The sequence below is a fragment of the Aggregicoccus sp. 17bor-14 genome (assembly GCF_009659535.1).
GTDB lineage: Bacteria > Myxococcota > Myxococcia > Myxococcales > Myxococcaceae > Aggregicoccus.
In genome coordinates this window covers 99642-121850 of the sequence record NZ_VJZZ01000018.1, presented here as the reverse complement: position 1 = coordinate 121850, position 22209 = coordinate 99642, and the positions used below count along the sequence as shown (strand labels likewise).

Sequence of the window (22209 nt, the reverse complement as noted above, 5' to 3'; positions counted from 1 at the left end):
CTGAGGCCCGCGAAGTGGCGGAGGATGAGACGGACGACAAGCTGGCCGGCTGCTTCTTTTCCCATCCCCCGCCAACAGCTAACCGCTTGTTATTACCTCCCGCGAGATGCGTTTGCCCTGCCCCCTGGGAGAGGGAAGAGGCGGTTACACCGTGCGCCCGTGAGGACCTGCCGACCTCAGGCAGCACTCCGATTCCGCACCCGTCGCGCCCACCCGAATGCGAGCAGCGCGAAGGCCAGCACGCTCGCGCCCAGCGTCCCGTAGACCTGGAACATGAGCTTCGCGAGCCACGGATCGCGTGCGTAGGCCTCCTGCGCAGAGGTCGCTGGAGGCAGGTCCAGGTACTGCTGCGCATCGAGCTGGTGCCAGTTCATGAAGGACGATGCAGCCAGGGCAAGCAGCAAGAGAGAGATCACCATCAGCGTGATGCCCACGCGTCGCCATGCAGCACCGGCCATCCGGCAAGTCTAGCTGCGCACCCGCACCGGCGCGAGCCGTGCCATCTCCTCCCGCCGCCCCGCGCGCTGCATCCACAGCAGCCCGAGCAGCGTGAAGGGCAGGGCGACCATCGCGGCCGTCCCTCCGCCGCAGCCCATCTCGGGCATCATGTCCACGCTGCCTGCGTTGCCCCCGCTGCTCGCCGCGAGCGCCCCACCGCCGCCGCTGCCACCCGTGCCCGAGCCCCCGAGCGCCGCGGCGGGCGAGTCCGCGTCATCCGTGTCGCTCATGCTGCGGCTGCTCGAGGATGGGGCGAAGCTCACGCGCACCTGCCCCGCGCTCGCGGCATCCGGCGCATTGCCGAAGAGCACCGGCACGCTCATTCCGCTGGAGAGCGTCTCCACCGCGTTGGGGTAGCCCTTGAAGGTGCTGCTCCCGTCGAGCACGATGGCGCTGCTGAGCGTGCTCCCGCGCAGCCTGCGCACCACCAGGTCGTAGCGCTGACCGCCGCGGGGGCGGTTGTAGAAGATGACGAGGTCCGAGCCCTGTCGGGTGATGGCGGGCTGCAGGGCCCAGTCGCCCTGGCTCTCGATGATGCGCGGCTCACCGAAGCTGCTGCCGTTGAAGTGGCGATAGCGCAGGCGCTCGGCGTCGTCCTTGTAGACGAGGTGCATGCCGCCGCTCCCGTCCGCCACCGCGCTGAGCGCGGCGCCGTGGTAGATGCTCTCGCCGAAGGCGGTGCGCGCCGACTGCCAGCTGCTCAGGGGCGCGGAGTCGTCGCGTACGCGGTAGCGGGTGGTGAAGCCGGTGCCGTGGGTGTCGTAGACCACGACGAGCTTCTTGCCGAGCGCGAGCAGCCGGCCGCCGCCGCGGTTGGGCAGCCCCGAGTCCAGCAGGGGCTGCTCGCGGAAGGTATTGCCGCTGTCGGTGCTCACCGCGATGGCAACGCTCGAGCGCCCGTTGCTCTCCTTCTTGAAGGCCTGCACCCACAGGCGCCCGCGTGAGTCGCGCGCGAGCTCGGCGCGGTAGTACGCGGTGCTGTTGGAGCGCGAATCGAAGACGCGCAGCGGGCGGTCCGGCGACCAGGTGCCGCGCGAGGCGCTGTAGCGCCACCACTGGAAGTACACGTCGTGCTCGGTGGAGCCGTTGATGCCGGCGCTATCGGGCGTCTCCATCGAGTAGACGAGCGCGATGTCATTGCCCACGGCGACGAGGTCCGCGCGGTCGGTGCGGGCGGTGCCAGGCAGCGAGCCCAGGTAGCTCCAGCTCTGCCCGTCACTGCTGCGGAACAGCCCCAGCGTGCGCCCCTGCTGGCCGCCCTGCTGCAGCGCGAGCACGTAGCGCCCGGCGACGCGCACCACGTGCCGCTGGGCGGGCAGGGTGAGGGCGTTTCCTCCAGACACCGGCGCCACCGTCTGCGTGGACGCCACCATCACACTCACCAGCAATCCCAGTCCCAGCCCCGTCATCTCGCGCCCCGTCCCGCGCCTCGCCTTCGAGACGCCCCTCGCATGTCGTGCACCCCACGGGACACCCCGTCCCCTGGGGCAAAGCTGCGCAGTGAGGACCGGTGGTGCACACCTGGGCCTCCCGTACAGATGTCATTCAGTTGCAAGACAGGAGCGGCAGGCGAGCGAGCGCAGCGGCGACGCCGTGAGGCCCGCGGTGACCGCTGCTGGATGAACCGCGCGTCCCTCAAAGGACATCGCGCGGGGTGCAAGGGGCACTGCTCTCCGGGCACGAGAGCGGCCAGGCGGGCCCGGCCGAAAATCGAACATCCCCGGTTGCGCGAGCGCCGCAAACGGCCTGTAGGGTGCGGCGGTCATGGCTCTTCACCCGATGCGAGGCGTGGTGGTGGCGCTGGCCCTGGGGGCCTTCGCGAGTGCGTGCTCCTCCGACGGCGGGGCGCACGCCGTGGTCGAAGGAGGGGACTACCAGCGGGTGACGCTGGAGGCCTTCGGCTACTGGGGCGGATCCTTCGAGTGGAGCGCCCCCCGCGAGGCGCTCACGCCCGCGCAGCGCGACGCGCTCTCCCACGCCACGGTCGTGAAGGGGATGGAGGACTGCACACAGGACCTCCTCGAGTACACGCTCTCCGTGGTGGACGCGGCCGGAGTCGAGCAGGCGCAGCACGGCAACGAGCACGACGCGACCTGTGGCAGGCGCGAGGGGGTGGTCTCCTACGCGTCCCTGCAGCCGCTGCTCGCCGAGCTGCACTGCGTGGGCACGGGCCAGGCGCGCACCTCCCTCGCGGAAGCGCAGACGGTCCAGGCGGGCGATGGGTGCCGCCACGGCCTCTTCTCCTCCAGCGACCAGCCTCCGAGCTGGCTCAAGGTGCAGCCGGCCGGCACCGGCCTCCACACCTTCACGCTGGCCTCCTGCGCGGGCAAGGTCACGGCGCTCGAGCTCTTCGATGCCTCGGGCACCACGCGGCTCGCCGAGGTGCGCTCGGAGGGCCCCGACTGCCCGACGCTCACCCACCCGCTGGATGCGGGGACGCTCTACGCCCTGCGGGTGACGAGCCAGGCGGTGACGGTGGGCGGGCACGTGCTGCTCGAGGTGCAGGCAGCGCCACGGTAGGGGAGGCCGCGATGAACGAGCCCCATCCCTGTCCCTGCTGCGGCTACCTGCAGTTCAGCGAGCCGCCGGGCTCCTACGACATCTGCCCCATCTGCTTCTGGGAGGACGACGGACTGCAGCTCGAGTTCGCCACGACGCTGGAGGGCGGGGCGAACCACATCACGCTGCTCGAGGCGCAGCGCAACTACCGGCGCTTCGGCGCGTGCGTGGAGTCCATGCGCGCAAGCGTGCGGGCCGCGACGAGCGACGACGCACGGGACCCCACCTGGCGGCCCATCGACCCCGAGCAGGACTCCTTCGCGGACTGGGACGAAGACGCGCGGGAGCGGGCCCCAGCGGGTGCGGACCGGTACTACTGGCGGCCCACGTTCTGGCGCCGCGCGCGCTGAGTCCTTCGCGCGGGATTCAGTGCGCCTCAGGCCCGTCGTGAGGGCCCTCGGGATCGTGCATTGCTGCGCTCGTGTAGAGGGTGAGCAGCGCACTGGCGGCGTCCGCGGGCCTCTGCTTCGCCCAGCGGACGAGCCGCACCCCCAACCAGATGCCGCCGAGCAGCACGGCGGGGACGGCGGGCGTCAGCGCGAGTTGGAGCGGGAGCACGGGATGCGCAGCCTAACGCAATCCCTCACCCCGACCCTCTCCTGACCATTAGCCACGTTCGGGCGGATGCAGGCGCTCATAGGCATCCAGCGTCTGGGCAGCGACGTTGACGCGCTCCAGGCCGCGCATCAGCGTCTGCGTCCCGGGTGGGGCGCCGGAGTAGTAGCCCGTCCAGCCGCCGAGGCGGCCGATGAGGACTTTGGCGTCCAGCAGCGTCAATTCACGAGCGGCCTCCTCGCTCACGTCCTCGCTGCCGCGCAGCAGCAGGGCGGCGCGCAGCTGCTGCACGGACAGCACTTCGGTGGCCGGGGCGTCCGGCTCCTCGGTGCCCCGCGTCTTCAAGGCTTCGGCTTGGGTGGCCACGCTGGCCAGGAGGCTAGCCCAGGTGAGGATGGCGCGGCGGTGGTGCAGCTGCGTGTCCTGCACGTGGCAGGCGCCGCCCTTCCAGGCGCGGTGGAAGTCCTCCACCCGCCAGCGCAGGCAGTAGGCCTGCAGCACCGCGAGGGCGTCTTCGGTGCCCTGCACCTCGCGCGTGGTGAGCAGCAGCCAGTGCAGGGGCCTCGCAGGCTTGCGCTTCGGCCCGCCCGTATGCCCCACCTCCCTCACCTGCACGGCCGTGAGGACGACGGCGCCCTTGCGGCCCGTCCTGCGGTCCTTGAGTTGCAGCAGCACGGGGCTGCTGCGCACCTCCACGTGGGCCCAGCGCGAGGGCTCGCCGTGGCGCGCCGGCACGTACACGCTGGTGCGCGCCAGCACCTCGCTCGCCTCGACGCAGTCCCACAGGTAGCCCTCCTCGGGCGCCAGGCAGCGCCGCTCGTGGGCGGCGCGAATGGTGACGTCGTGGCGAGCGCGCACGCTGTCGGCCCAGGCGAGCGCCTCGTGGAAGTCCGCGCCGCGGTCCATCTGCAGCCACAGCCGCAAGCGGCCGGGCGCCGTCCGGGCGGCCGCCACCGCCCGCGCAGCCACGTGCAGCCAGTAGCGCGTCTCCTTGCGCGCCAGCGGCCGGGTGCACGCGGGCCTGGCGGGCGCTCTCTCGTCGCGCTTCCAGTACGCCTGGCCCAAGAGCCCCAGCACCTCGCCCGTGGGCGCCACGCCCAGCGCCGTCATCACCTCCAGCCCGCGCGCGCCCGCGCTGCGCTTGCCCACCGGGCCCAGGCCGCGGGTGCGGTGCGCGTCGGCGAGGCTCAAGGTGGACTGGTCCAGCGGGACGATGAGGGTGGCAAAGCCCCGGCTGCACGCGCGCTGCACGCACGCAGCCCACGCCGCGCGCCCCACCGCCAAGGCCGACACCCTCGGGTTTTCCAGGCAGCGGTAGGCCGACTGCAGCGCAGGGCCCTCCTCGAATACCTGCGTCAGCCGCCCGTGTGGCGCGGCCCGCGCGCCGGCCGCCAGCTTGCGCACGCTCGCCTCGCGCAGCGCGTGCCCCAGCTCCAGGCTCTCAAACTCCTCCTGCGCCCAGCGCCGCGGCCCCTCATCTCTCAAGAGCAGTCCCATGCCCCCTCAACAACCGAGGAGACATCGAAACGTGGCTAATGGTCAGGACCCTCTCCCAGAGGGAGAGGGGACACTGACGCAGCTGCGCTCTCTCGTGACTACTCGGCCGCCGGCAGCCGCACGGTGAAGCGGGCGCCGCCGAGCGGGCCGTCTCCCACCTCGATGCTGCCGCCGTGCTGCGTGACGATGGCGTGCACGATGGAGAGCCCCAGGCCGCTGCCGCTCGCCTTCGTGGTGAAGAAGGGCTCGAAGAGCCGCTCTCGCACCTTGGGTGGAATCCCGGGGCCCGTGTCGTCCACGAGCAGGGTCACCTCGTCCCCGTGGGCCTCGGCGCTGAAGCGCACGCGGCCTCCGGCGGGGGTCGCCTCCAGCGCGTTGAGCGCGAGGTTCAAGAGCACCTGCCGCAGCCGCTCCTCGTCCCCGCGCACCGCGCCCGCCTGCGTGGGCTCGGCCACCAGCGCCACGCCCTTCTGCTCCGCCTGACCGGAGAGCAGGCTCTGCACCCGCGCGAGCAGCGCGCCCACGTCCACCGGGTTCGGCTGGAACTCGCGCGGCCGCGCGAACTGCAGGAAGTCCTCCAGGATGTGGTCGAGGCGGCGGATCTCGTCGCGCACCAGCAAGAGCGGCTCGAGCAGCGGCTCCTGCGCCTGCGCCTCCAGCTTGCGCACCCGCCGCTCGAGCACCGTGAGCTGCAGCGCGGCCGCATTCAGCGGGTTGCGGATCTCGTGGCTCAGTCCGGCCGTCAGCGTGCCCACCGCCGCGAGCTTCTCCGTCACCTGCGCGCGCCGGGCGAGCTCGCGCTTCTCGCGGTGCAGCCGCACCTGGCGCAGCGCCTGCTCCAACGTGAGCAGGAGCTCCGGCGTCGCACACGGCTTGAGCAGGTACGCGCACGCCCCCGAGCGCACCGCCGCCACCGCCGTCTCCAGCGTGCCCAGGCCGGTGAGCAGCACCACCTCGCCGTCCGGCACCTGCTCCTTGAGCCGCGGCGCGAGCGCCGTGCCCTGGCCGTCCGGCAGCCGCAGGTCCACCAGCGCCACGTCGAAGCCCGCGCGCGCGCGCTCCAGCGCGCCCGCGCAGCTGCCCGCGGTGGAGACGTCGTAGCCCGCGTCCTCGAGCAACTCCTGCATGTTGTCGAGCAGCTGCGCGTTGTCGTCCACCACCAGCACGCGCGGGCGGTGGGGCACGGCGGCCTCCTGCAGGTGCGCGGGCCTCACGCGCGCCCCTCGTGCGCCTGCTCCAGCGCGGCGAGCAGCTTGCCCGTGTCGAAGGGCTTGGCCACCACGGTGCCGCCGAAGTCGTGGGGCAGCGCCTCCGGGTGGGCGGTGACCACGAAGGTGGGCAGCTCGGGGAAGCGCTCGCGCACGCGGCGCAGCGCCTCGCCGTCGGGGCCGCCGGGCACGCGCAGGTCCACCAGGGCCGCGAAGGGGCGCAGCTCCTCGAGGCGCGCCATCTCCAGCAGCGAGGAGGCCGTCACTGCGGTGAAGCCCTTGCCGCGCAGCACCTCGGTGAGGTTGTCGAGCAGGCCCGGATCGTCCTCCACCAGCACCACCAGCCCGTCGCGCCGTGCGCGCGAGAGCAGCTCCACCAGCGCGCGCATGGGCACCGGCTTGGGCAGCACCGCGAGCACGCCCTCGTTGCGCGCGCGCTCCAGGTCGCGCTCGCCCGGATGCGCGGTGATGACGATGGCGGCAAGGCCCGGGTCCACCTTGCGCAGGTGGTGCACCGCCGCCGCGCCGCTCATCCCCGGCATGCGCATGTCGGTGAGCAGCGCGTCGTAGCGCTGGCGCTGCGCGGCCTGCAGCGCCTCCTCGCCGGTGGTGACCACAGTGGTCTCGTGCCCCGCGTCCTCGAGGATCTCCGCGAGGTTCTCCGCGAAGGCCTGGTTGTCGTCGAGCAGGAGGAAGCGGCCCATCACTTCACCTCTCCCGAGACGGGCAGCCGCAGCTCGAAGCGCGCGCCTCCGAGGGCTCCTGCCTTGGGCACGTACGCGATGCTCCCTCCGTGGCGCTCGAGGATGCGGCGCACCAGCGAGAGCCCGAGGCCCAGCCCGCGCGCCTTGGTCGTCATCAGCGGCTCGAAGACGCGCGCGCGGATGGTGGGGTCCAGCCCGGGCCCGCTGTCCTCGAGCGCGAGGCGCACCTCGCCGTCCGCCTGCGCGGCCGTGAGCCGCACCTCGCCGCTCTCGCCGAGGGCCTGCACGCTGTTCTCCACCAGGTTCACGAACACCTGGCGCAGCTGCACGGCGTCGCCCTGCAGCGTGGGCAGCTGCGCGAGCCCCTCGCTCTGCACGCGCACGCCCTCGGGGCGGGTGACGGCCTCGAGCGCCGAGTCCCACACCTCCTGCAGCTGCACCGGAGCGCGCGCGAGCGGGCGGTCGCGGATCATGTCCAGCAGGCTGCTGACGATGTGGTTCGCCACGCCCACCTGCTCGCCGATGCGCTCCAGGTGCTTCGCCACGCGCGCGTCCTCGCTCGCCGCGGGGCGGCCCTTGAGGATGAACAGCGAGGTCTCGATGACGCCCAGGGGGTTTCGCAGCTCGTGGCCGATGGAGCCCACCAGCTGGCCGAAGGTGGCCAGGCGCTCGGCGCGCGCGTTCTGCGCGAGCAGGTCCTCGCGGTAGGTGTGCAGCATGATGGCCAGCTCCAGGTCGAGGATCTTCCCCAGCGCGCGCCGCAGCCGGGTGCGCTCTCCGTCCTTTCCCTGGAGCGACTCGTCGAGCACGTCCGTCAGCTCGCGGCGCAGCAGGTTCATCGCGCCGAACATGTAGTGCTGCGGCAGGCTGATGCGCACGTGCACGCGGCCGATGCGGCAGCGGCGCTCGAAGTAGGCGTCGTCCCAGGGGCCCTGCAGCAGGGTGTCCATCCAGGCCTGCAGCGTGACCTTCAGGTGCCCCACCTGGCTCTCGCCGCCCTCCAGCGCCTTGCGCGCCTCGGGGTGGTCCAGGATGCGGCGGTAGAAGACGTCCGCGATGCGCTCGAAGTGCGCATTGGCCAGCGGGTGCAGCGCGCGCAGCGCCGCGCCGTCGTCCTCCGAGAAACCGACGTAGTGCTTGAGCTCCTCGAACACGTTCTCGGGCATGGTGAACCTCAACGCTAGCGGGCGCTCGGGCCATTCGCGACGGGGAAGCGCAGGGAGCTCGGCCATGGCGTCCGCCCTGAGCAAAGCCCGGGCCTGCGGTCCCCGGGGCGCCTCAGGGGGCGGCGCGCCCGCACTGCGCGCAAACCCTGCGCCCCGGCGCAGCCTCTGCGCCCTCACGCGGGGTGCAGGCGAGCAGGCAGGCGGACGGCCGCAGGTCCCCAGGCGCGCGCGGCGGGGTGCGGCCCGCGTGCGAATGCCGGCGCCGCGACGGGGCTTTGCGTTATGAGCAGGCCCCATGAACGAGCTCCGTCCAGTCCAGCTTCCCCGGCCCAACGACGCGTGCTGGTGCGGCAGCGGGGAGAAGTACAAGAAGTGCCACCGCGGCGCGGACAGCGTGGCGGTGCGCAGCGAGCGCTCGGGGGCGGACGCGCGCCGGCTCAAGCCCGGCCTCATCAGCCCGCGCCGCGAGGTGCCCGCGAACATCCCGCGGCCCGACTACGCGCGCACCGGGCGCCCGGCGCGCGGCGGCGAGGCGGACGACGAGAAGGTGAAGCTCACGGGTGAGAAGCTCGAGCGCATGCGGCGCGCCTGCCGCGCCGGCGCGGACATCCTGCGCGAGGCCGGCACCCACGTGCGCCCGGGCATCACCACGGACGCGCTGGACGCGCTGGTGCACGAGCTCACGCTGAAGAAGGGCGGCTACCCCAGCCCGCTCAACTACCACGGCTTCCCCAAGAGCGTGTGCACCTCGGTCAACGAGGTCATCTGCCACGGCATCCCGGACAACCGCGCGCTCGAGGAGGGGGACATCGTCAACCTCGACGTCACCATCTACCTGGACGGCATGCACGGCGACACCAACGCCACCTTCGCGGTGGGCAAGGTGGACGACGAGAGCGCGCGCCTGATGCGGGTGACCTACGACTGCCTCATGCGCGGCATCGAGGCGGTGAAGCCAGGCCGGCCCATCAGCGACATCGGCCGCGCCATCGAGACGCTCGCCACCGAGCACAAGCTCGGCGTGGTGCGCGCCTACTGCGGCCACGGCATCGGCGAGCGCTTCCACACCGCGCTGCAGATTCCGCACTACTACGAGAAGGAGGCGGACACGGTGATGGAGCCCGGCATGGTCTTCACCATCGAGCCCATGCTCAGCCTCGGCGACTGGCAGCACCGCACGTGGAACGACGGCTGGACCGCCGTCACCGCGGACGGCAGCCGCAGCGCGCAGTACGAGCACACCGTGCTCGTCACCGACACGGGCGTGGAGATCCTCACCCTGCCCACGGGCAACTGAGGCGCTGCCCGCGCGCGCTAGTTGGCGCTGAAGTCGCCGATGCCGTTGCAGGTCTGCTGGCACTGGCTGGTGCTCAGGTAGCAGTGCGCCACGTACTCGTTCGCCGTGCCGGCGAAGAGGGTGCAGCGCCCGCCGCGGCCCGAGCCCGTGCAGCCCTGGGTGGCGGAGAAGGTGCCCTTCTCGCCCGAGCACTCGGCGGAGGCGGTCTGCCCCGCCCAGCTGCTGCCCACGTAGGTGTAGCAGGTGCTCGGCGGGCTCTGCGGGTTGTCGCAGGCGCCGTAGGCCGTCGCGGTGCCGCCGAGGTGCGAGCTGCTGCCGCCCGTGCCCCCGGTGTCGCCCGTGTCGCGTGGGCCGGTGGTGTCGTCGCCACCGCAGGCGGTGAGGGCGAGGGTGAGCGAGAGGGCGAGGAGCTTCAGGGTGCGGTTCATGCGTCGGGTTCTCCGTGCTGCGAGGTGCAGCCGGAGTACCGGGCGCTCGTGATACGCGCGTGACGCGCGCGCGAACCTGACCTCAGTCGACCAGAGCCTGCGAGCGCAGCCACGTGCGACAGCGCTCCACCAGCACCTTCGCGTCATCGAGCGCCTGCGCGGTGCCCGCTGCATCCAGCACGAAGGCCGCGTCGTAGTCGGCGGACTCGCGATAGCGCTGCAGTCCTGCATACAGCCGGCTCGTGTCGGGGGGCAGGACCGCGGTGCGCACGTAGAGCAACGAGAGAAGGTGCGCCACGCCGCGATGGCTGACCGGCGCCTCACCGGCGGCGAGGCACAGTGCTCGGGCGAAGTGGAAGGCAGCGTAGTACGCGCGCGATGCCGCGTCGTACGGAAGCTGCGCCTGGACCAGGGCCTCGGCGGCACTGAGCGCCTGGTCGCCCCGCTCAACCTCCAGCGCCACGTTCAGCCGCAGTTGCTCGGGGGTCACAGCGGTCGCTGCTCCCGCTCGAGAGACTGGGCAAAGGGGCTCGCGATGCGCTTCAGGTACGCGTAGTGCTCGGCCGAGTACACGGCAGGCGAGAGCCACACTCCGTCCTGCACCGCGACGTCACCCGCGAGCTGCGCCGCCTCTCGCTCTTCGAGACCACTTGCGCCGTGGATGAGCACCAGCACGTCCACGTCCGAGTCTTCGTGCGCATCGCCTCGCGCGCGGGAGCCGAACAGGGCGACGCGCTCCAGCCTGTTCCCGAAACGTTCCAGGAGCCGGGATTTGTAATTGCCCAGCGCCCGTTGCAGCTCCGGGCTCAGCGGCATCCCTGTGCTCGCGACGACCATGTCTCTCACCCTAATGCTCGTGAGAGGCCTGCGCCAGCGGCAGCCTGGCCGCACCCGCGTTCAGCGCTTGGGCTGCAGCGTCACGTCCACCTGCACGGCCTCGCCGGTGGAGACGCAGCGGCTGAGCTCCGCGTCCAGGAAGCCCTCGGCGCGCACGCGGATGCGGTAGCAGGCGGCGGCCACCGGGCTGAAGAGGGCGCTGCCGGCGGTGTCGGTGGTCTGCCGGCCGAAGGGCGTGCCGTCCACGTCCACCTCGGCGCCCGGCAGCAGGCGCCCCGCGTCGTCGCGCACCACCACGGTGAGGCTCGCGGCGCTCTGCAGCGTCACGTCCCCTACGTCCGTCACCTGCGCGGGCTGCAGGTCCACCGTGAGGTAGAGCGCCTGCGAGGGAGAGCCCACCACGTAGAGCGTCACGCGCGTGGCCGGCACGTCCGGCACCACGAAGCGTCCCTCCGCGTCCACGCCCACGGTGGCCAGCGGCGCGGCGCCCACGCCGCCATCCGCGCTCGCCGCGTCTCCGGGCAGCACGCTCACGGAGGCCACCGCGGGGTCCGCCCCCACCACGCGCCCGCGCAGCTCCGCGCGCCCCAGCGGCTGGTTGTGGAAGCCATCGCCGCAGGCGGCGAGCAGCACGAGAAGCGAGACCGCGGTCAGGGTGCGCATCAGAACCGGTAGCCTCCGTAGAGCCCTGCGCTCGCCATGGGCACCGTGCGCGTCTGCCCGTCGAGCGGGAGGAAGCTCCACTGCACCTGGCCCTGCAGCATCAGCACCAGGTGCCGGCTCACCGGGAGCGAGGCGGCCGCGAGCCAGCCGGGCGCGAGGGTCAAATAGTGCTCCTGCTCGGTGTAGAGGGGCAGGGTGAAGCCGCGCTCCATCCACAGCGCCGCGAGCCGCGGACCCGTGGAGAGCCCCACCGGGCCGAGGTACCAGGTGTGCCCCACCGCGGCGCCCACGGAGATGGTGCGCTGGCGCATCGGCACGCTGCCGCCCGTGGGCACGCTCAGCGCGTGCGAGGCCCCGCCCGCCGCCGCGTCCGCCCACACGTCCAGCCTCCCGTCCAGCAGCCGCTCCGGCATCCACACGCCCGCGCCCGCCATCAGCGCGCCGGGCAAGAGCTCCTGCCGCGTGGAGCCCAGCGAGGTGAGGGCCTGGCCGCCCACGAGCAGCGTGGTGCGCGCGCGCGCCTCGGCGACGAGCAGCCCCTCCAGCTCGCGCCGCTCTCCGGGCTGCAGGTCGAGGCTGCCGCTCCACAGCCGCTGGCCTCCCTTGAGCAGCTCCACCTCGCGCTTGCCCGCGGGCACGCTCACGCCGCCGGGCAGCTCGCCGGCCGCCTTGCCGTCCACCTTGAGGGTGAAGCCCTCCAGCCGCCCGCCGTAGCTGAAGAGCTCGGGCTGGCCGGGGCGGGTGAGCTCGCCGGAGAGCAGCACGGGGTCTGCGCCCACCTCCTGGATGTGCGCGCTGGGGCGCTGGCGGCCCTGCGTATAGGCGTAGGTGCGGCGGCGCGCGTAGTCGTGCGCCTCGGTGGCGCTCACCGCGCCGTCCAGGTTGCGGTCGCCGCTGCCGTCCAGCGCCTCCACGAGGAAGTGCGTGTACACGTCGTTGGCCAGCGCGTCGTCCTCGCGCGCCGCCTCGCTCCAGTCGCTCGCGCTGAGCACGAGCGAGGCGCGGCTGCCCTCCTCGAGCGGAGGCGGGGGCAGGGGGCCCTTGAGCCGCTCCAGCTCCGCGCGCACCTGCGCGGGCAGCAGGCTCTTGCCGCTGCCCGAGTGGCAGGTGGCGAGCACCAGCACGCGCCGGCGGCTGGTGAGCCGGCCGAGCGCGTCCTCCAGCTCGCGCGTCTCCAGCGCCGTGTCCGCCACCTGGGCGAGCTGGGCGTCGCTGGTGACGAGGAAGCGCTGCAGCTCGCCACGCACGTCGCGCGCGAGCGTGCCGTGGCTGGACACGTAGATGAGCACCACGTCCTGCTCGCGCAGCGGCCGCGCCTCCAGGTCCCCGAGCGCCTTGCGCACGCGCTCGCGCGTGGCGGCCTCGCCGGTGAGCACCGTCACCTCGCGAAAGCCCCCGCGCTGCGGGTCGCGCAGCACGCGCGCGAGGTCCTCCGCGTCCTTCTCCGCGTAGCGCAGGTTGCCCCAAGCCCCGTCCTCGAAGTGGCCGATGCCGATGACCAGCGCGTAGCGCTCGCCGCGCTGCGCCTTCTGCAGCGCGCTCGCGTCCACGCGCGCGCGCACCAGGCCTCCCTTCTCGCGCGCGGCGCTGGAGGCGCAGGCGCACAGCAGCAGGAGGGAGGAGAGCAGCAGCGGACGCACGAAGAGGGGGAGGTTCGGCACGGGGAGGCTCACGGCAGAGTGTGCCCCGGCTCTACGCGCACGTGAAGCCGGGCCACCACGGTGCCGCCGGCCTCGCGTTCACCCGCGAGCGCCGCCTGCAGCTGTGCGGGCTCCTCCGACACGCTCTCGCCCGCGGGCGCCACCACGAGCGCGACGGTGAGCGGACCGGACTCTCCCTCGAGCGACACGCCCGCGAGCTCGCCGCCCTCGTCCAGGTCGTGCGCGCCCGGCTGCAGCGTGAAGCGCCCCAGCACCCGCGGTGCGCCCTCGGCCGCCTGCATCACCAGCAGCGCGCGCGCGGGCTCCTCCGCCGTGTAGCGCAGCAGCAGCACGCCCTCGGGGGGCAGCGGCTCGCCCTCGGCCACCGGGAGCACGCGCCCGTCCGGCAGCTGCACCGTCGCGCTCAGCTCGAGCGAGACCGGGCGCTGGCCCTTGATGCGAAAGCCCTGCTCCTGCTCGCCGCGCCAGGGCGCCACCCGCACCACCACCAGCGCGAGCGCCGCCACCGCCGCGAGCCCCACCGCGCGCGCGGCCCATGCGCGGCGCGGCGCGCGCCGCTGCGGCTGCTGCTGCACGGCAGGGCCCAGCTCGCGGCGCACCCGCGCCCAGCCCAGCTCCTCGCCCGCGTCCTCCCGGGCCAGCGCGCCGAGCGACTCGTCCGCGAGCGCCTCCAGCGCGTCGCCGCCCTCGGGGCTCCCGGCGAGGAAGGCCTCGCACACCTCGCAGGGCTGCGCGAGGTGGCGCGCGAAGTGGGCCACCGCCGCGGGCTCGCGCCGCTGCAGCGCCGCCCAGCTCGCGGCATCCAGGTGCTCGTGCTCAGCCATGGCTCACTCCACCTCCGAGGCGAGCAGGCGCCCCAGCAGCTCGCGCTTCACCCGCGCCCGGAAGCGCTCCAGGCGCATGGTGATGGCGCTCTTGCCCAGCCCCAGCCGCTCGGCGATCTCCCGCGCGCTCAGCTCGCCCTCCACATAGAAGAGCTCCGCGGTCTGCTTCTCGGGCCCCTCGGGCAGCTGCGCGATGAGGCTGCGCACGATGGCCGCGCGCCGCTCCAGCGCGAGCGAGGGCGGCAGCGCGGGCGCCACCTCCTCCTGCTGCTGGGAGAGCGCCTCGGCCGCCTGCGCCCGCGAGCGCACGCCGCGCGAGAGCGCCAGCGCGTGGTTGCGCGCGATGGTCACCAGCCAGCGGCTGAAGGCCTGCGGGTGGCGCAGCCGCGGCAGCTCCTTGTAGGCGCGCACGAAGGTGTCCTGCACCACGTCCTCCACCTCCGCGGGGCCCAGCGCGGTGAAGCTCTGTGCCACGCGCCGCACCGTGGGGCGGAAGCGCCGGTACAGCTCGCGGAAGGCAGCCTGGTCGCCCTCGGCCGCCTGCGTGATGAGTGCTCCGAGCTCGAGCTCCCTCACGCCCACCCTCCGCCGCCGCTCGGCTCGCCCTGCACACTCCCTCCCTCATCGCGGATGCCTCCTGCTGCGCCGTGCAGGCGCGTGTAGGCGCGCTTGCTTCGCAGGGAAGGAGTGCGCAGGACGCGAAACGGCCACGCGCACTCCGGCTTCCGAGAGGCCGTGGCCGATTTAATTCCCCCGACTCTCTTCATTTCGAACCCGGGGCTGACTCCCCGGGGGCGCCGGTCCGGGACGCCCCCACCCGGGACACATCGAGGAGACACACCCATGCGCAAGTCCCCCCTGCTGCTCCTGCTCGCCGCCCCCCTGCTGGGGGCCTGCTCCACCGACACCGTGTCGGTCGGTGTGAGTGCCCGCGTCGGCAGCTCCACCACCACCGCCGCGAGCCGCCTGATGGCCCAGGGCACCGTGAGCCCGCAGGTGGTGCTCAGCAACGGCATCGAGGTGCAGCGCGTGCGGCTCGTGGTGCGCAAGCTCGAGCTGCAGGATGCCGCGACCGCCGCGGCCGTGAGCACCGCGGACGCGGGCAGCTCCGACGACGACGGCTCGGGGCACGAGGGCGAGTTCGAGACGGGGCCCTTCCTCATCGACCTCTCGGGTGCGGCGCTCGAGGGGCAGCTCGTCTCGCTGCCCGAGGTGAAGGTGCCGGCGGGGGTGTACGAGGAGATTGAGTACAAGATCGGCGTGCCCTCCGCCAGCCAGGTCGGCAGCGACGCGGCGCTCGCGGACATGGCCCAGCGCCAGGCCTCGGCCATCATCGACGGCACCATCGACGGCGAGGCCTTCAGCTTCGTCTCCGGCGTCAGCGTGGAGCAGGAGCGCGAGGTCACCTTCGAGGTGGGCGGCGCGCGCGACGAGAGCGTGACCATCAACCTGGACGCGGCGAAGTGGTTCCAGGACGGCTCCGGCAACCGCCTCGACCCGCGCGTGGCCGGCAACCGCTCGGCCATCGAGAACAACCTGCAGAAGTCCATCGACGCCTTCGACGACCACGACCGCGACGGCCACGAGGACCACGACGACGACAGCGCGGGCGATGACCACGGCGGCAGCGACGGCGGCCACGGCAGCGACGACGGCGCGAACCACACCTAGTCCCGCCGCGTGAGCTTCCCCTCCCTCTGCCCGGGGGAGGGGCGGGGTGAGGGCGCCCGGTCCCCCCGGCGCCTTCACCCCATTCTCTTTTTCAGGGGTCGAGGACTCAGGGGTCCAGGACCATCCGCCGCAGCAGCCCCTCGAGCGCGACCTCCGGGTCCGCGCACAGGCCCGAGTGCACGGCGGAGGTCTGCAGGATGGTGCTGCGCGGCGCGACGAGCCAGTGGAAGCGCTCCTTCTGCGGCAGCTGCCCGATGGGCCCCGCGTCCTTCCCGCCCGCACAGACGCGCGGGATGCTCTCCAGGTGGCTCCTCACCAGCTCCACGTCCGCATTCGGCGAGAGCGCGGCGAGGCGGCCTGCGTCCAGCGCGATGCGCGCGGCGAGGAAGCGCCGGGTGAGGCAGTAGAGGATGACGCCGGCGTTGATGAACTCCTCGCGCTCCACGCGCGGCACCACGCGCACCAGCGCGTAGTCAAACGAGCTGAGCGCGGGCACGGGCGGCCTCCTCGATGAAGACGGGCGCCGCCGAGAGGCGCTCGAGCAGGAAGTCCACGTAGGCAGCGCGGTGCGCGGCCACGTCCGGGAAGGGCACGTCGCCACCCAGCCATCCCTCGGGGATGGCGGCCACGATGTCCCGCACGCGCTCGGGGGTGAAGTGCGCGGCCATGCGCGCCCACTCGCTGCGGATGCGCTCGGGCTCGGACCAGGGCAGCAGCACGTGGTCCTTGATGGGGCCGAAGGGCGTGCGCGCGCGCTCGCGGTAGCCGTCCCACGCGTGGTGGAAGTAGAGGCTCGCGCCGTGGTCGATGAGCCACAGCGCCCGGTGCCAGCACAGCATGTTCGGGTTCTTCGGCGTGCGGTCCACGTTGGTGACGAAGGCGTCGAAGGCGACGACGGCGCTCGCGGTGGCCGCGTCCGGGAAGGGGCCGGCGAGCGGGTCGAAGGTGATGGAGGCGGGCAGGTAGTCCATCGCCAGGTTCAGCCCCGCGCTCGCCTTGAGCAGGTCGCGGATCTCCGAGTCCGGCTCGGCGCGCCCCAGCACCGGGTCCAGCTCGAGCAGCACCAGCTCCGGCACCTTGAGGCCGGCCGCGCGCGCGAGCTCTCCGGAGATGAGCTCGGCGATGAGTACCTTCACGCCCTGGCCCGCGCCGCGAAACTTCACGACGTAGAGCCCGGCGTCGTCCGCCTCGAGGATGGCCGGCAGGCTGCCGCCCTCGCGCAGCGGCGTGACGTAGCGGGTCGCAGTGACCGTTCTCAACATGCGCCCTGCTGTATCACCGTCCCCGCTGCCGCGGGGGGAGCGACGTGCGGCCGCCTCAGCTCACGCGGCTGAGCGGCAGCCGGCGCGTCACCTCGAGCAGCGTCACCTGGCGCTCGCGGCGGCTCACCACGTACAGGCCCACGTAGTCGCCCGCGGAGACGAAGCCCTCGCCCTCCTCGGTAGGCAGGAGCGCGAGCGCGCGCCGCTGCAGCTCCGACTCGATGCGCGCGAAGGCCTCCGCGGGCACCTGCGCGCGCTGGGCGTTCGCCGTCGAGGACACGAAGACGTGGAAGGTGCGCAGGGGGAGGGCGTGCATGGGGAGGGGCGGTGTACCCAATCCCCGCGGTGCGCGGGAATGCCCACTCGTCGCAGTGCACTTTGCAGCGTTGAGCGCTGAGCAGCAGCGGGCGGGCCGCGCCCTTGCGCTGTCGCCTAGCGCAGCGTGGGCGCGCGCAGGCGCGAGAGGAACCAGGTGCCGCGGCGGGGCTTCTCGCCGCCCTGTGTTCCGCCGCTCGTCGAGCGCGAGTCCTTCAGCGGCTGGCGGAAGAGGGTGCACAGGCGCTCGGCCTGCTCGCGGCTCGCGCAGTTGTAGAGCTGGCAGCGGCCCTCGTGGCCCTCGAGCCGCACCACCCACTGGCCTCCGTCCTCGTGCAGCGTCGCTTCACCGAAGGGCATCGAAGATCCCGGACAGGTTGCGGTGGTCGCAGGCCGGCACGTCCGAGAGGCCGTCGTCCTCGCGCAGCGCGTTGCCCCGCTGCGCCTGGAGGCGCTCCTGCCCGTCCGCGTCCCGTCCCACCTCGATGTCGATGCCCGCGCCCACCGGCGGCACGAAGCGCAGCCGCCACGCGCCCACCTTCAGCGCGAAGAGCACGCTCACGGGCGCGTAGTGCTTGAGCACCCCGCCCATCTCCACGCCCACCTTCTCCACCCGGCCGCCGTCCTCCGAACGACGCAGGCAGATGAGGCGCGCGTACTGCGGGGGCTCGAGCTCGGTGGGAAGCGTCTGGGGTGATCGGGATCGGGAGCGCATGGAGTGTCCGGAGTCCTCCAGTGATCAAGTTCCGCGCCAGCGCTGTCCTTCGCCGGACAGCGCTGGCCCCGCCGCGCAAGCCCCCGTCCTCACTGGGCTCGCGCGGGACGCGGCGGGGGTGCACCCCGATCAGGCCGCGCCGGCGGCCGTAAGAAGGAAAGGGCGGATACGGAAGGAATTCCTGTGCGTGCGTCGACTACCAGCTCACACTCACCAGGCTGCTGCTGCCATCCGGCCCGAGGCGCGCGCGCCCCACGCCGCCCTCCACGCCGCACAGGTGGTGCACGTACACGAGGCAGCCCTCCCACAGCGCGTAGAGCGCGTCCGGCACGGGCTCCGCGTGCACGATGCCGAGGCTCCCGGTGCGCTCGGTCTCCGGCGTGTAGAGCAGCACCGGCCCGCGCAGGAGCAGGTTCGCCACCAGTCCCAGCCGCTCGTACACGCCCTGCAGCCGCGCGCGGTGCAGCGCGACCAGCGTGCTGACCAGCGGGCGCATCGCGCCGCTGGACACCTCGCGCGCCACCTCGAAGCCCACGCGCCGGCAGCCCTCGCGCCCCACGCCTTGGCGCAGCGCCTCGGAGAGCTCCACGAGCCAGCGGCCCGGCACCCACTGCTGCGGCGCGGGCGGCTCGCGGAAGAGCGCGGCGCTCTCCTGGGGCAGCGCGGCGAGCGTCTGTGGCAGCCGCCCGAGGCGCTCGAGCGCACTGCGATAGCAGCGCAGCAGCAGCCCCGAGCACGCGAGCGGCTGCAGTCCCTTTCTCTCTTCCTGCGCGGTCCTCACGCCTCTGCGGCTCCTCCTGCGCTCCGCGGCTCCCCACCTCGCCCGGTGGGACCTCCGGAGGCGTCGCCCCGCATATCGAGGAAGGCGCCCGCATGGGGCGCCGTCTCGCAGACTTTCGTGCACGCAGGGACAGGGGGCAGGCAGGCAGGTGGCGTCTTTGTCAGATGCAACTCGATGGCATCTGGTTCAAGGTGCGCCGCGCTCGTAGAGGATGCCGTCGTAGTCCAGCGCATAGGTGGCGACGCCGGGCACGCTGCCCAGCGAGATGATCCACCCGGGCAGGGGCGGGCGCTCGCTCCAGGTGCTTCCGTCGAAGTGCCGCAGCCGCGTCCCCTCGCCCAGCGGCATGAGCCCCACGTTGGCCCAGACGTCCGTAGCGCTCGTCCCCGCGAGCTGCGTCTCGCCGCCGCGCGCGTCCTCCCACCGCTGCTGCTCGACGAACGCACCCCCCTGCCACTCGTAGAGCGCCGCCGGGGTGCCGGCGCCGGCCTGCTGGCTCAGCGCCCACAGCCTGCCGCCCGTTCCGAAGAGCCCGACCGGCACCACGCCGGGCACGGTGCCCACGCGCGCCCACCGCTCACCATCCCAGTGCCAGACGACCGAGGGGCCCGTGGGGTAGCCGTTCGCGTCTCCCGTGAAGCCGGCCGCCCAGATGTCCGAGGGCCCGCCGCCCCACAGACGGGTGAGGTAGTCGCTGCCCAGCGCCACGTCCTGCTGCGCGAGCCAGGTGCTGCCGTCCCAGCGCCACAGCCGCGGGTGCCCGCCGTCCACGCCCACCGCCCAGGCGTCGGTGCGGCTCACGGCCCAGACGGCCCGTACGTCCTTGCCGGGCAGCGCGTTGCTCCACGCCTTCCCATCCCAGTGGTGCAGCCCCCACGCGGGGTTCCAGAGGTCATCGGACGCCACGCCCGAGCGAGGCGATTGCCCGTACTCGACGGCGGGCCCCGGCGGCAGGTAGTGCGAGCGCCACGTGCCGCCATCCCGCTCGAGCACGGCCCCGAGGTTGTCCAGCGCGAGCCGTGTGCCCGTGGGCGCGAGCACGAAGCTGGGCGACTGCATGCGCAGCGTGGCCGTGTACTGCCAGCTGCTCCCATCGAAGCGCGCGAGCCCCGCTCCCGAGCCGCCCAGCAGCGGCCCACCGGGCATGCCCCACAGCGAGTCCTGCGGATCGACTGAGCAGAGCCGGTGCCAGCGCGTGCCGTCGAAGTGCCAGGTGCCGCTCACCCAGACGTCCTTGGGCCCGGAGCCCCACACGCTGCTCCAGCGCTCGTAGCGCGGGTTCTCCCAGTCGTTCACGCTCTCCGTCTTCCACTGACGGCCGTCCCAGTGGGCGCGGTAGGTGGTCGTGGACATGGAGAAGAGGCGCGTGCCCACCACCCACACGTCGCTGGGCCCGCTCGCCCAGATGTCCGTGACGCCGGGCACCGCGCAGGGCGTCGTCTCCCAGCGCGCGCCGCTCCAGCGCTGGCAGCCGCCGGAGTGGCCCGCGAACACCGTGTCGCGGTCCACCGCCCACACACTCGCGCTGCTCTGTGAGGCCTGCTCCGGGTCGCTCACGCTCGCGCGGATCCAGCCCGGCGTGCGGCTCAGCTGCGTGCCGTCCCAGTGCAGCGCCACCTCGGGCCCCACGAGCCAGACGTCGTCCGCCGCCGTGCCGTGCACGTCCTCGAGCCGCTCGGTGGTGCCGGAGGCGAGCGCGCGCCAGGCGCTCCCGTCCCAGCGCAGCACGGTGCCCTGCAGGCCCACGGCCCAGACATCGCTCGGCGAGGCGCCCCACACGCTGCGCAGCCCGGGCGCAGCGGGCGTCGGAATGCGCGTCCAGCCCGCGCCGTCCCAGTGCAGTGCGACGGCGCGCTCCTGGCCGCCCACGGCCCACACGTCCTTCGTGGAGAAGCCCCAGAGCGCAGGCCGGATGCCCAGGTGCCCGTTGTCCGTGCACCAGCCATCCGCGACGCACTCGTGCAGGCCTTTGACTCCTCCGGAGAAGGGCTCGAATGCCTCACGGCCCGAGACGGCGGTGCAGGATGCGAGCTCCACGGGCGTCTCGCAGACGCCGGGGGTGTGGCCGTCGGCGAAGCGGCACACCTCGGTGTCGGCGCAGGTTCCACACCGCGCCTTGCCACCGCAGCCGTCGTCGTACTCCCCGCACGACGCGCGGTAGCAGACGCCTGCCGTCTGCGGGATGCACGCCCCGCCATCCGGCTGCACCACCGCCACCGTGCCGGCATCCGGCGAGGGCTGGCTCAGCGGCGGCCTCGGCGGGAGCTCCGAGGTGTCCGCGCGCGGCGGCGGCTCCACCGTGCAGCCGACGAGCCCCACCGCCACGAGCACCCACGCGCGCACTGCTCCTGCCCCACGCCACCGCCCCATCGATGTCCCCTCCCGATGACTGCCACCCGTGTACGAAGAGCGCTCGGGAACGCGCAGGTGGACGAACCCGAGTGGCGCCGCGAGCTGCCGCTAGAAGGCTGTCCGGCAGGTGCCCGAACGGCACACGGGGGTGTAGTGGGCGCAGGAGGGGCCCACGCTGCAGGTCGTCGGCAGCGTGGGGCACACCTCGGCGGCGTAGGCCGCGAGCGCTGCCTTCAGCTCCTCGACCTTCGCGCTCGCCATAGGGGCCTCGCAGGCGGACTGGCAGGGCAGCGACATCCACACCAGCGTGCAGTCGGCGTCCGTCTCGCAGCCGCCTGCGCGCGCGGATGCCATCTCCGAGAGCGTGCGCAGCACGGCGTTGCGCTGATCGAAGCACTGGGTCCAGGCGTCCTGGGCCGGGTCGGCGGGCGCCGGGGCGTCCACCTCATCGAGCGGAGCGGTCTGTTCGGCCGATTCCAAGGGTGCGCAGCCCGCGAGCAGGAGGACGAGTGCAGTGAGCGAGAGGGCTTTCACGTGAGGGCTCCGCTTCGAGTGCAAAGCGCGCCAGGCCCGCGGCTGCGCGGTGAGGACAGTGCGGAGGAGGGCTGCTGCCGACAAGCGCCGAGGACTGGATTTCAGAAGCAGTGGTGAATTCCGGAGGTGCAGTGCGCGGCCCAGAGGCGTCCATGCGCGCTCAGGGGCTGCGGAGGACGCAGGTGAACTCGCCCGCCGCGTCCTGCTCGCAGCTCGCGCGCGTCTGGGGCAGGCAGGGTGCGAGCTCACCGAGCTTGCAGCCCTCGCGCTGGTACCGGGTGATGAGCGCGTTCAGCGTCCCGACCTGCTCCGGTCTCACGGCAGCGGGGCACTGGGCGTCCAGGTTTGCAGGCACCGTTCCTCCGCAGGGATTCGCAGCCTGTGGGTCGCAGTGGCGCGCCTCGGCGACGGCGGCGACGTACTCGGCCTGGAGCGCATCGCAGCGCTCCTCGCTGGCGACCTCCGAGCCACAGCCAGCGGCCATCGCCAGCGCCGCCGCGGCGGCCAGTCCCCTCATCACTCGACTCTGAGCACCGCGCGGCTTCGTGGACATCGGGCGTTCCACCTCGTGCTCAATGCTGGCAGGCGAAGGTGCCATCCGGCTCGGCCTGGCACGGAATCGCGTCCCCGACCCCCAGCCCCACCAACGCCGCTGCGCGCACCGCGCCGCCCCACCTGCTCT

General features: G+C 73.1%; 27 protein-coding genes. 4 read left to right on the top strand and 23 right to left on the bottom strand.

Annotated elements, in window-relative coordinates:
- Positions 1-176: 176 nt before the first annotated feature.
- Both FGE12_RS26605 and FGE12_RS26600 read right to left on the bottom strand, forming a co-directional pair.
- On the bottom strand, positions 177-458 hold the full coding sequence (locus tag FGE12_RS26605; RefSeq protein ID WP_153869425.1) for a hypothetical protein: 282 nt from the start codon (positions 456-458) through the stop codon (positions 177-179).
- 9 nt (positions 459-467) lie between these two features.
- Positions 468-1907, bottom strand: coding sequence for a hypothetical protein (locus FGE12_RS26600; protein ID WP_153869424.1), 1440 nt, complete (start codon positions 1905-1907; stop codon positions 468-470).
- 355 nt (positions 1908-2262) lie between these two features.
- On the opposite strand from FGE12_RS26600, the gene FGE12_RS26595 reads away from it, so the two are divergent.
- Together FGE12_RS26595 and FGE12_RS26590 are read left to right on the top strand one after the other, a co-directional pair.
- Positions 2263-3018 (top strand): hypothetical protein, encoded by a 756-nt coding sequence (locus FGE12_RS26595; RefSeq protein WP_153869423.1) that lies wholly within the window; start codon positions 2263-2265, stop codon positions 3016-3018.
- A gap of 11 nt (positions 3019-3029) precedes the next feature.
- Positions 3030-3407: a CPCC family cysteine-rich protein gene (locus FGE12_RS26590; protein WP_153869422.1), complete on the top strand. Its 378-nt coding sequence runs from the start codon at positions 3030-3032 to the stop codon at positions 3405-3407.
- Between the two features lie 16 nt (positions 3408-3423).
- On the opposite strand, the gene FGE12_RS26585 is transcribed toward FGE12_RS26590, so the two are convergent.
- The 5 genes from FGE12_RS26585 to FGE12_RS26565 form a co-directional block, all read right to left on the bottom strand.
- Positions 3424-3615: a hypothetical protein gene (locus FGE12_RS26585; RefSeq protein ID WP_153869421.1), complete on the bottom strand. Its 192-nt coding sequence runs from the start codon at positions 3613-3615 to the stop codon at positions 3424-3426.
- Between the two features lie 48 nt (positions 3616-3663).
- Positions 3664-5109, bottom strand: a complete 1446-nt coding sequence (locus FGE12_RS26580) for an IS4 family transposase (protein ID WP_153869420.1) — start codon at positions 5107-5109, stop codon at positions 3664-3666.
- A 98-nt stretch (positions 5110-5207) separates the two neighbouring features.
- The gene (locus FGE12_RS26575; protein WP_370459159.1) at positions 5208-6308 is read right to left on the bottom strand and encodes an ATP-binding protein; all 1101 of its coding nucleotides are present in this window, start codon (positions 6306-6308) and stop codon (positions 5208-5210) included.
- Between the two features lie 11 nt (positions 6309-6319).
- Entirely contained in the window at positions 6320-7021 is a 702-nt protein-coding gene (locus FGE12_RS26570; RefSeq protein WP_153869419.1) for a response regulator, read from the bottom strand.
- Positions 7021-8187 (bottom strand): sensor histidine kinase, encoded by a 1167-nt coding sequence (locus FGE12_RS26565; RefSeq protein WP_153869418.1) that lies wholly within the window; start codon positions 8185-8187, stop codon positions 7021-7023. Before FGE12_RS26565 ends, FGE12_RS26570 begins: the two co-directional genes overlap by 1 nt.
- 295 nt (positions 8188-8482) lie before the next feature.
- Between FGE12_RS26565 and map the strand changes: the two genes are divergently transcribed.
- Positions 8483-9484 carry a type I methionyl aminopeptidase gene (map, locus tag FGE12_RS26560; RefSeq protein ID WP_153869417.1) on the top strand — a complete coding sequence of 334 codons (1002 nt, stop codon included), beginning with the start codon at positions 8483-8485 and terminating at the stop codon, positions 9482-9484.
- A 17-nt stretch (positions 9485-9501) separates the two neighbouring features.
- On the opposite strand, the gene FGE12_RS26555 is transcribed toward map, so the two are convergent.
- The 7 genes from FGE12_RS26555 to FGE12_RS26525 all read right to left on the bottom strand — a co-directional run bounded on the left by FGE12_RS26555 (position 9502) and on the right by FGE12_RS26525 (position 14473).
- Positions 9502-9912: a hypothetical protein gene (locus FGE12_RS26555; RefSeq protein WP_153869416.1), complete on the bottom strand. Its 411-nt coding sequence runs from the start codon at positions 9910-9912 to the stop codon at positions 9502-9504.
- Between the two features lie 82 nt (positions 9913-9994).
- Complete coding sequence (locus FGE12_RS26550; RefSeq protein WP_153869415.1) at positions 9995-10402, bottom strand: HEPN domain-containing protein; 408 nt, start codon at positions 10400-10402, stop codon at positions 9995-9997.
- Positions 10399-10749, bottom strand: coding sequence for a nucleotidyltransferase family protein (locus FGE12_RS26545; protein ID WP_153869414.1), 351 nt, complete (start codon positions 10747-10749; stop codon positions 10399-10401). Before FGE12_RS26545 ends, FGE12_RS26550 begins: the two co-directional genes overlap by 4 nt.
- Positions 10750-10809: 60 nt before the next feature.
- Positions 10810-11412: a carboxypeptidase-like regulatory domain-containing protein gene (locus FGE12_RS26540; protein ID WP_153869413.1), complete on the bottom strand. Its 603-nt coding sequence runs from the start codon at positions 11410-11412 to the stop codon at positions 10810-10812.
- A complete protein-coding gene (locus tag FGE12_RS26535; protein WP_194798305.1) occupies positions 11412-13073 on the bottom strand; it encodes a caspase family protein in 1662 nt (553 codons plus the stop codon). The genes FGE12_RS26540 and FGE12_RS26535 overlap by 1 nt, the downstream gene beginning before the upstream one ends.
- A gap of 8 nt (positions 13074-13081) precedes the next feature.
- Positions 13082-13897, bottom strand: a complete 816-nt coding sequence (locus FGE12_RS26530) for a hypothetical protein (RefSeq protein WP_153869412.1) — start codon at positions 13895-13897, stop codon at positions 13082-13084.
- A 3-nt stretch (positions 13898-13900) separates the two neighbouring features.
- Positions 13901-14473 carry a sigma-70 family RNA polymerase sigma factor gene (locus FGE12_RS26525; protein ID WP_194798304.1) on the bottom strand — a complete coding sequence of 191 codons (573 nt, stop codon included), beginning with the start codon at positions 14471-14473 and terminating at the stop codon, positions 13901-13903.
- A gap of 267 nt (positions 14474-14740) precedes the next feature.
- Here FGE12_RS26525 and FGE12_RS26520 point away from each other — a divergent pair, with 267 nt between their 5' ends.
- A complete protein-coding gene (locus tag FGE12_RS26520; RefSeq protein ID WP_153869411.1) occupies positions 14741-15568 on the top strand; it encodes a hypothetical protein in 828 nt (275 codons plus the stop codon).
- A gap of 106 nt (positions 15569-15674) precedes the next feature.
- Here the strand turns inward: FGE12_RS26520 and FGE12_RS26515 are convergent, their stop codons facing one another.
- From FGE12_RS26515 to FGE12_RS26475, 9 genes are all read right to left on the bottom strand, one after another.
- Entirely contained in the window at positions 15675-16064 is a 390-nt protein-coding gene (locus FGE12_RS26515; RefSeq protein ID WP_194798303.1) for a DUF3037 domain-containing protein, read from the bottom strand.
- Positions 16042-16830, bottom strand: coding sequence for a HipA family kinase (locus tag FGE12_RS26510; RefSeq protein ID WP_153869410.1), 789 nt, complete (start codon positions 16828-16830; stop codon positions 16042-16044). Before FGE12_RS26510 ends, FGE12_RS26515 begins: the two co-directional genes overlap by 23 nt.
- 55 nt (positions 16831-16885) lie before the next feature.
- On the bottom strand, positions 16886-17146 hold the full coding sequence (locus FGE12_RS26505) for a hypothetical protein (protein ID WP_153869409.1): 261 nt from the start codon (positions 17144-17146) through the stop codon (positions 16886-16888).
- A 116-nt stretch (positions 17147-17262) separates the two neighbouring features.
- Positions 17263-17505 carry a hypothetical protein gene (locus FGE12_RS26500; RefSeq protein WP_153869408.1) on the bottom strand — a complete coding sequence of 81 codons (243 nt, stop codon included), beginning with the start codon at positions 17503-17505 and terminating at the stop codon, positions 17263-17265.
- Positions 17492-17860, bottom strand: a complete 369-nt coding sequence (locus FGE12_RS26495) for a hypothetical protein (RefSeq protein WP_153869407.1) — start codon at positions 17858-17860, stop codon at positions 17492-17494. Before FGE12_RS26495 ends, FGE12_RS26500 begins: the two co-directional genes overlap by 14 nt.
- A gap of 196 nt (positions 17861-18056) precedes the next feature.
- Positions 18057-18641 carry a hypothetical protein gene (locus tag FGE12_RS26490; protein WP_153869406.1) on the bottom strand — a complete coding sequence of 195 codons (585 nt, stop codon included), beginning with the start codon at positions 18639-18641 and terminating at the stop codon, positions 18057-18059.
- Between the two features lie 186 nt (positions 18642-18827).
- A complete protein-coding gene (locus FGE12_RS26485) occupies positions 18828-21011 on the bottom strand; it encodes a hypothetical protein (protein ID WP_153869405.1) in 2184 nt (727 codons plus the stop codon).
- Positions 21012-21101: 90 nt separating this feature from the next.
- Positions 21102-21527, bottom strand: coding sequence for a hypothetical protein (locus tag FGE12_RS26480; protein WP_153869404.1), 426 nt, complete (start codon positions 21525-21527; stop codon positions 21102-21104).
- 160 nt (positions 21528-21687) lie between these two features.
- On the bottom strand, positions 21688-22044 hold the full coding sequence (locus FGE12_RS26475) for a hypothetical protein (RefSeq protein ID WP_153869403.1): 357 nt from the start codon (positions 22042-22044) through the stop codon (positions 21688-21690).
- Between the last annotated feature and the right edge of the window lie 165 nt (positions 22045-22209).